This window comes from Acaryochloris sp. IP29b_bin.137 (assembly GCF_028285745.1).
GTDB lineage: Bacteria > Cyanobacteriota > Cyanobacteriia > Thermosynechococcales > Thermosynechococcaceae > Acaryochloris.
Genome location: NZ_JANQOP010000158.1, coordinates 1 through 1,545, shown reverse-complemented (window position 1 = coordinate 1,545; position 1,545 = coordinate 1). Strand labels below are relative to the sequence as shown.

Genomic DNA, 1,545 nt, shown 5'->3' with positions numbered 1-1,545 from the left:
TCACGAGGCTCCATGACATCGCAGATACTTGGAGACTGGCTCATGATTGACAGCACTTGACAGGCAGACTTTCAAGACTTGTGGGTAAGGCATAGATCTTTAAAGCTGTGCGTTTAGCGGGCTCTTGTCCTCTTTTGGTGATCAGAGTAAGAAATACAATTTAGAGCCTCATAACTTACCAATTTGACTGAGAATCATAACGGTAGATCAAGGGGTTCAGCCTTGTTTAGTGTTTATCTGTGAGCAGAATTACAACACATTTTTCTGGATCACCAAAAGAGGACAAGACTCAATTTACGCTTTAAAGTACAGCACAGTCGAGGATGTGAGATGTCGGGTCAAGATGACGTAAGCGGTTGCGCACCGACGGGCTTTCAAACAGAAGCTGATAGTCATGAAGCTGCCCCAAACGGACTAGGTTATCTTGCCATTGATCGGCTGATGAATCGTAGATCGAGCGCAGGGTGTCGATGCTAGGGGCTGTTCTCCAGCGGTCTATTGTGGGGATTGTTGTTGTTAAGGGTATGGCTAAATCGACCCTCCTGTTGCAGAGGGCAATACACTTTGTTGATTCAATTCAATAGATGGAAAGCCGTGGCGAGCTAAGATTACGGCTCTGAACGATCGCACTATGCCAGAGTAAGCGCTGAATTTAGGCGAGCGCTGCGCTACCAGTGCAAAATGAGTGGCATTGCAGGTCGAAAATCTTGGGTGTGCCCTAGGGCACGATGATCCAACATGATTTCCATCCGATGTTCACTCGCTGATTGGATGGATAGGCGATCGCACCCTGACGCCAACGCCAACGTCCCGTGAGTATCCGTTGATGGGGTAGAAATGGCCACCTCCGTAATCCTCTGGGAATTACGTTCAGGTTGCGGTCGGGGTACGCCCGGATCCTGGAATGGGACATAAAAGCAGAGCGGTTCCAGCAAGTTCTCGGAATTGGCACCTACATGAAACCCTTTCGGGGGTGGAAAGTAGTCAGGTTGATAATGCCAGCCAGGGAAGGGCATCTCGGGATTGGCATTGTCTTGGCGGGAGACAAAAATGATGCCAAATGGCGAGGCGGCGGGATCTTCAGCTCGCTCAGAGAAGTGCAGGCTTTGACCTGGTCCATTTCTGGCTTCATTGGCATCCTGCACCCAGAGAAACTCCAGCATGCCATTGGTAAAGTAAAACCGACGGTTGGCAGTCCCCTGCCCTGGATGAGTGTTTCTCGGTCCTTCTCGAAAGCCGTGTTCAAGCAGCAGATCAGCCACCTTAGCTTCCGGCTCCACCAATATAAAGACGTGATCCAGTGTCATCTTCATGGTCGTTTATGCAGGCTTTTGGGCGACAATGAACACTGCTTTACCCTTGCTCGGTTGCCACTGGTAGTCCAGCTCAAATCCGGCTTGGGTTAAGCTGTCGGCTAACTCTTGGGTGGTTAAGACCGCAACGAACGGGAAAAACCCGAGGAATCGGCCAATGGGCGCGATCAGCTTAAACCAGCCCATGGTGTCTCCGATGCAGACGGTGCTGGTTACGAAAATGCCTCCCGGT

1 protein-coding gene and 1 pseudogene are annotated in these 1,545 nt (G+C 50.6%); both read right to left on the bottom strand.

All coding sequences use genetic code 11. The features are described from left to right. Positions 1-668 precede the first annotated feature (668 nt). Positions 669-1,313: a VOC family protein gene (locus Q0991_RS11850; protein ID WP_299488703.1), complete on the bottom strand. Its 645-nt coding sequence runs from the start codon at positions 1,311-1,313 to the stop codon at positions 669-671. Between the two features lie 6 nt (positions 1,314-1,319). Beyond that, positions 1,320-1,545, bottom strand: a pseudogene (locus Q0991_RS11845) (SAM-dependent methyltransferase); the annotation flags it as partial.